We start from the raw sequence: 6,576 nt of genomic DNA, 5'->3' as shown, positions 1-6,576 counted from the left end.
ACAATCGCATGCCTGCTGGCCAACACCCTGACCGCCGCATGCCGCGCAAACAAACTCCCCGAACCAGAAGGCCTGACGGCTTAAAACGAGGCCGCCGCTGTTCAAACTGCGGCTGTTCTTTTTTCCGTTCTGATTTAGGTAGGTATTGGCGACCTTTTAGGTCGTAACTTGTGCATGGTGATCGTATCCATTGGCGTGTCGCCTACCAATTCCCTCCGATCCCCCCTACTACGAGCGTTGTGTGAATCCGGACCGCCACGCTCAGGCGAGATTGAGTGCCTGCGAAACAGCCCGGCTGCAGCCCATCAGGCACGTCAATTCGCAAGGCCGTCCTCAGAGCGCGAGATAGCCGATTCCGGCAAACGCGACGACACAACCAAGCCACTGGCTTGGTGACATACGCTCTTTCAAGATTGCCCAGGCTAGGACAACAGTCAGTAGTCCAAAAACCGAAGCCGCGACGGATGCATATTGGGCATTGGGCAACCTACCGGCCGCGACCACACTGAGAATTGCGACCGCATCCAGTAAACCCATTAAGCACAAAAGGGGCAGTGCTTTTGTGCCGGGCCAAATCGACTTGCGAGACGCAAAAGCTATCGCTGCCAGAACCAGAATTGCCGTAAGTCGACCGATTAGAGACACGGTGTATTCGTCGCTGATCTCTGCCGCGTATTGCCCCAGGGCAAATGCTGCGGCGAACCCGGTTGCGGCCAGCAAAGACAAGACAATGGTTGGGCCACGGGCAGGGTAGGTTGTCTCGGTTTTGTCTGAGCGGGCTGCGACGATGGATACTCCGAGGCCGATCGCAATTACGGCCAACCAGTGCCATGCACTGACAGTCGAGCCGCGCCAAATTGCGACGGTGACGGACAAGACCGGATAGCTGGCAACTAGCGGCGCAACCAATCGCACGGGCCCCCGATGAAAAGCCTCGTACATGCTGAGCCCGGCCAAGAGGTAAAAAAAACCTGCTGCAATCGCATAAGCCATCGCGTTGCCCGACATGGGGTTGATGTCGCCCCAGGCTGCAACCATCCCGATCTGCAGGATGGCACCAAAGAGTAACACAAACATCAAAGAGGCGACCACGCTGACAGACTGGCTGATATAGCGGACCGAGAGATCATGAATGCCCCAGCACAACGCAGCTAGCAACCCGAGTGCAAGGGCGCTCATGTAAGGGAAGATTGTTGTAGTGTCGACCATATTGGCATGTGTTCGGACCCAGATATCAACAGCGCCAAGATGTCACTGTTGATAAACTAATATTCCTGTTATGCAATAAATTAGGCAATGGAGACCCGGAGAATCCACTATGTCCTCGGCTTTGGATCAACTTGGAGGCGAAGAGAGCCTGCGCGCGCTTGTCGAACAATTTTATGATCGAATGGAGGCCGATCCGGCTGTGTATTCCTTGCACCGGCTGCATTTTCGGGGTCACGGATTGAACCATACAAGGCAAGCACAGTTCGAGTTCCTCAGCGGTTTTTTGGGCGGCCGAGCTTATTACCGGGAACGATTTGGCCACATGGATTTACGGGAAATACATGCCCATGTGCCTATTCGCGAGGCCGATGCAGAGCTTTGGCTGGAAACCTTTGACGCCGCTTTGGAAGATTGTGAACTGCGCGGCCCGGCGGTGGATAAAATGCGAACCTCCCTGCGACGTGCGGCATTGATGCTTGTTAACGACGTTCCCGACTGGCGCATCGAGGTGGATAGGGAAGAAGGACAAGAAGTCCCAGAATAGGCTATTTGCAGGGTCTCGAAATCAGTCGTCAAACAACCGACCGTTCAGATTAGATGGAGCTGGTCTTAAGTATTGAACGTCATAAAGATTTGCTCGATCGCGATATCGTCGTTTAGGTGTGTCATCTTTTGCACAGCACCCTTAGCCCATGCCCTGATTGACTGCTTTTCGGCCGCAAGCCAGGGATGGTTCCGATTTCCCAGACAACCAAGGGGCTGCCCAAAGCAGCTGTGCAATGCGGGGATTGGGTTCCCGTCTTAAAGGCGCACAATTTCAACGGAATCCCCGTTTGACGATATGTGTGCAAAAGACGCGCCTCGATCTTCGCCCGGCGCGTGTTGACTGAAAAGAACATCCCGGCGTGATCGTTGTTGGTGAATGAACAACAAGGCCGCGGCACAGGCCGCAACCTCGATGTCTTCCAGTTTTACCGGATCAGATATCCAGCGTGTTTTCCTTTTCCCAGCGCGAGAAATGCGACACGAAGGAATTCCACTCCTGATGCTTCATCTTCAGGAAAGCAGACGAGAATTCGGCGCCCATCATGCCCTTCAGGTCTTTGTCTTTGTCGTATTCGCGCAGTGCATCAAGCATGTTCAACGGCAACTTTGGTGCTCCGCGCACTTTATGGCCTTCGGCATACATATCGATATCCCAGCGCTTGCCAGGGTCTGCTTTGGATCGGATACCTGACAGTCCAGCCGCAATGATCACGGCCTGAAGCAGGTAGGGGTTGGTTGCTCCGTCCGGCAGACGCAATTCAAACCGCCCGGGGCCGGGCACACGCACCATGTGAGTCCGGTTGTTGCCCGTCCATGTCACGGTGTTGGGCGCCCATGTTGCACCCGACATCGTCCGCGGCGCGTTGATGCGTTTGTAGCTGTTCACCGTGGGGTTGGTGATCGCGGCCAGTGCTGACGCGTGCTTCATGATGCCACCGAGGAAGTGCTTGCCACGCTCTCCCAGACCAACCTCACCGGTCGGGCCGTCGCCCTCGCCTGCAAACACGTTGGTCTTGGCCGCATCGCCTGGCGCATCCCAGACCGAGATATGCGCATGACAGCCATTACCGGTCAGGCCTTCCACCGGTTTCGGCATGAATGTCGCACGCAGCCCATGTTTTTCAGCAACCGATTTGGTCATGAACTTGAAGAAAGAGTGTTTATCAGCAGTGCGCAGAACGTCGTCAAATTCCCAATTCATCTCGAACTGGCCGTTGGCGTCCTCGTGGTCGTTCTGATAAGGTCCCCAGCCCAGTTCCAGCATGTAGTCACAGATTTCACGCACGACATCATACCGGCGCATCACGGCCTGTTGGTCATAGCAAGGCTTTTCAGCTGTATCGAAAGGATCGCTAATCTGTTCTCCGTCCGGCGTCATCAGGAAGAACTCGGCTTCGATACCGGTTTTGACATGCATTCCTTCGCTTGCAGCTTCGTCGATCAGGCGGCGCAATACGTTACGAGGGGCTTGCGCGACATCGCTGCCTTCCATAACGCAGTTGCCAGCAACCCAAGCCACTTCGGGCTTCCAGGGCAGCTGAATGACCGATGATGGGTCTGGAACTGCCAGCATGTCAGGATGAGCCGGTGTCATATCCAGCCAGGTGGCAAACCCGGCAAAGCCTGCACCATCTTGCTGCATGTCGGCAATCGCCTGCGCAGGAACCAGTTTAGCCCTCTGTCCACCGAACAGGTCGGTGAACGAGATCATGAAGTATTTGACGCCTTTTTCTTTTGCGAAAGCTGCGAGATCTGTCGTCACGATTGCTTTCCTTTCCCTGTTGAATTCTAGTTTTTCAAAGCAAAAACGCGGCCCCCATCAGGGAGCCGCGCAGCATCGGTTCAGAACCCTTCCTTGCCCGGGTACCAACTGGTGCCCGCCAAGGGGACACGCGCCATGGCGGCCGCCTCCATTGTCAGGGCACACAGGTCTTCAGGTTCGAGATTGTGCAGGTGATTGTGGCCACATGCACGCGCGATGGTTTGGGCCTCAAGCGCCATCACCTTCAAGTAGTTGCGCAGCCTGCGACCCGCAGCAACCGGGTCAAGACGCGCAGCCAGGTCGGGGTCTTGCGTGGTGATCCCTGCCGGGTCCTGACCTTCGTGCCAATCGTCATAAGCGCCAGTGGTTGTGCCCAGCTTCTGGTATTCGGATTCCCATTTGGGATCGTTGTCCCCAAGGGCCACCAGAGCAGCCGTGCCAATAGCAACTGCATCTGCACCCAGTGCCAATGCCTTGGCCACATCGGCCCCGGTGCGAATGCCGCCTGAGATGACCAACTGAACCTCACGATGTACGCCCAGATCCTGCAATGCCTGAACGGCAGGGCGGATGCATGACAGTGTTGGCAACCCGACATGTTCAATGAATACGTCCTGCGTCGCAGCGGTGCCGCCCTGCATGCCATCCATGACGACAACGTCCGCCCCGGCTTTCACTGCCAATGCAGTGTCGTAGTAGGGGCGCGTGGCGCCAACTTTCACATAGATAGGCACTTGCCAATCAGTGATTTCCCGAAGTTCGAGGATCTTGATCTCAAGGTCGTCCGGCCCTGTCCAGTCTGGATGGCGGCAAGCGGACCGTTGGTCAATGCCTTTGGGCAGGGTCCGCATCTCGGCCACACGGTCACTGATCTTTTGACCCAACAACATGCCGCCCCCGCCGGGTTTGGCGCCTTGGCCAACCACAATCTCAATCGCATCAGCCTTACGCAGATCGTTGGGATTCATGCCATAGCGTGAGGGCAGGTATTGATACACCAGCTTGGTTGAGTGGCCACGTTCCTCGGGCGTCATGCCGCCATCACCGGTGGTGGTTGACGTGCCCGCTGCGGATGCGCCGCGGCCCAGAGCTTCTTTCGCCGGACCGGACAACGCGCCAAAGCTCATACCCGCAATGGTGATCGGGATATCCAGCTCGATCGGCTTTTTGGCAAAGCGCGTGCCCAACGTTACTGAGGTATCGCAACGTTCCCGATAGCCTTCCAACGGATAGCGCGACACCGACGCACCCAGAAAGAGTAGATCGTCGAAATGAGGAACTTTCCGTTTGGCGCCACCGCCACGAATGTCATAGATACCTGTCGCAGCGGCGCGACGGATCTCAGCATTGATCGGATTGGTAAATGTCGCCGACTGAATCGGCAGGGTGCGGGGGATCTGATCGTCCATATCTTTCATACCCTTCTTCCTCAGTAAGCTGCGGAATTGTCGATGTCGAAATTGTAAAGCTGACGAGCCGAGCCATAGCGTTTGAACTCTTCCGGCTTGGCGTCGCTGCCAGCGCGGTCCAGCAGATCCCTCAGAATATCCAGATGCTCAGGGCGCATTTCTTTCTCGATGCAATCAGCACCGAGGCTTTTGACCGAACCACGCACGAACAGCCGTGCCTCGTAGAGTGAATCCCCCAGCGCATCGCCCGCATCTCCGCAGACGACCAGATTTCCTGCCTGTGCCATGAAGGCGGACATGTGGCCGATATTGCCATGCACCACGATGTCGATACCTTTCATCGAAATACCGCAGCGCGAGCTTGCGTTACCCTTGATGACCAGCAACCCACCATGGCCTGTGGCCCCGGCATACTGGCTGGCGTCGCCATCGACGATGACTTGGCCGGACATCATATTCTCAGCCACACCCGGACCAACTGAGCCCTGAACCTTGATGGTCGCCTGTTGGTTCATGCCGGCACAATAGTATCCGGTAGACCCCTTGACCGTCACTTCGATCGGCGCGTCCAGTCCGACAGCAATCGCATGGCTGCCTTTTGGATTTACAATTTCCCAGCTGGTTTGGTTGGTCTCGGCGTTTTGCGCCTGCAGGGACGAGTTCAATCCACGCAGTCCGTCTGCCTCTAAATCATAGGTCTGCATTTCAGGCGGCCTTTTCGTGGGTTGTGGGACTGTCGTTGTGCGACCAGAAATATACGGTGGCCGGTTCAGGTTCCCAAACTCGGGCGTCTTCGATTCCTGGCAGGTTCACCAAGGCGCGGTATTCGCTGCCAAAGGCAACATATTGATCTGTTTCTGCCATCACTGCAGGCTTGCAAGCGATTGGGTCACGTACGACGCCAAACCCGTCTTTGGTCCCTACTACAAAGGTGAAAAACCCGTCCAGATCATCAATGCTGGATTCCAGAGCTTCCCCTAAAGTGGCGCCATTCATCATTTTCCAGGTCAGGTATGCGGCACCAACTTCGGTGTCGTTCTCTGTCTGGATGGTAACGCCTTCGCGGCGCAACTTGCGGCGCAACGAGTTGTGGTTGGACAGCGACCCGTTGTGAACCAGACATTGATCGGACCCCGTGTTGAACGGATGTGCGCCCATTGTTGTCACGGCGGATTCCGTCGCCATGCGTGTGTGTCCAATGCCATGAGTGCCGCTCATGCCGCTGAGGCTGAAGCGGTCTGCAACATCCTTGGGCAGGCCAACTTCCTTGTAGATTTCGAGGCTTTCGCCACGACTCATGATACGAACCGTCGGCCGGATTTCAGCCAGCGCGGCGCGCGCGGCTTCGAACTGACGGGCGGGAATTTCCAAGACGGCATGTGTATCATTGTCTGCCTGACCAACCGTCACGCCAAGACTTTTGCCTAGCTCATCAGCCAGATCGACGAAGTCCGTTTCGGGGTTGGGGGACTGAACTGTAATCTTGGTTTTGCCATCGGACTCAGAGCCGTAGATTGCAATACCGGCACTATCGGGGCCACGATCTGTCATCGTGATCAGCATGTCTGTCAGCATATTGCCCAGTTGGGGCGCAAGAGACTGGTCTTTGAGGAATAATCCAACAATTCCGCACATGGCTGGCAGATCTCC

The 6,576-nt window shown here is 56.1% G+C and carries 6 protein-coding genes; 1 reads left to right on the top strand and 5 read right to left on the bottom strand.

The features are described from left to right. Positions 1–333: 333 nt before the first annotated feature. A complete protein-coding gene (locus AC2FJV_RS15150; RefSeq protein WP_142638470.1) occupies positions 334–1,179 on the bottom strand; it encodes an EamA family transporter in 846 nt (281 codons plus the stop codon). 139 nt (positions 1,180–1,318) lie between these two features. Here AC2FJV_RS15150 and AC2FJV_RS15145 point away from each other — a divergent pair, with 139 nt between their 5' ends. Continuing rightward, the gene (locus AC2FJV_RS15145; protein WP_281995751.1) at positions 1,319–1,753 is read left to right on the top strand and encodes a group II truncated hemoglobin; all 435 of its coding nucleotides are present in this window, start codon (positions 1,319–1,321) and stop codon (positions 1,751–1,753) included. Between the two features lie 435 nt (positions 1,754–2,188). On the opposite strand, the gene glnT is transcribed toward AC2FJV_RS15145, so the two are convergent. The 4 genes from glnT to AC2FJV_RS15125 form a co-directional block, all read right to left on the bottom strand. Further along, positions 2,189–3,517 (bottom strand): type III glutamate--ammonia ligase, encoded by a 1,329-nt coding sequence (gene glnT, locus AC2FJV_RS15140; RefSeq protein ID WP_142638474.1) that lies wholly within the window; start codon positions 3,515–3,517, stop codon positions 2,189–2,191. Between the two features lie 80 nt (positions 3,518–3,597). Next, positions 3,598–4,926 (bottom strand): FMN-binding glutamate synthase family protein, encoded by a 1,329-nt coding sequence (locus AC2FJV_RS15135; protein ID WP_142638687.1) that lies wholly within the window; start codon positions 4,924–4,926, stop codon positions 3,598–3,600. Positions 4,927–4,946: 20 nt separating this feature from the next. Then, positions 4,947–5,630, bottom strand: coding sequence for a GltB/FmdC/FwdC-like GXGXG domain-containing protein (locus AC2FJV_RS15130; protein WP_142638476.1), 684 nt, complete (start codon positions 5,628–5,630; stop codon positions 4,947–4,949). Position 5,631: 1 nt separating this feature from the next. Continuing rightward, complete coding sequence (locus tag AC2FJV_RS15125) at positions 5,632–6,561, bottom strand: class II glutamine amidotransferase (RefSeq protein WP_142638478.1); 930 nt, start codon at positions 6,559–6,561, stop codon at positions 5,632–5,634. Positions 6,562–6,576 lie beyond the last annotated feature (15 nt).

This window comes from Ruegeria sp. CDSA241 (assembly GCF_059611265.1).
This window is presented reverse-complemented; position numbering and strand designations above follow the sequence as displayed.

What these genes read in the sequence shown, in the direction of transcription:
- AC2FJV_RS15145 (WP_281995751.1), top strand. Translation starts at nt 1,319, where the DNA reads ATGTCCTCGGCTTTGGATCAACTTGGAGGCGAAGAGAGCCTGCGCGCG.
- AC2FJV_RS15130 (WP_142638476.1), bottom strand. Translation starts at nt 5,630, where the DNA reads ATGCAGACCTATGATTTAGAGGCAGACGGACTGCGTGGATTGAACTCG.
- AC2FJV_RS15135 (WP_142638687.1), bottom strand. Translation starts at nt 4,926, where the DNA reads ATGGACGATCAGATCCCCCGCACCCTGCCGATTCAGTCGGCGACATTT.
- AC2FJV_RS15150 (WP_142638470.1), bottom strand. Translation starts at nt 1,179, where the DNA reads ATGAGCGCCCTTGCACTCGGGTTGCTAGCTGCGTTGTGCTGGGGCATT.
- AC2FJV_RS15125 (WP_142638478.1), bottom strand. Translation starts at nt 6,561, where the DNA reads ATGTGCGGAATTGTTGGATTATTCCTCAAAGACCAGTCTCTTGCGCCC.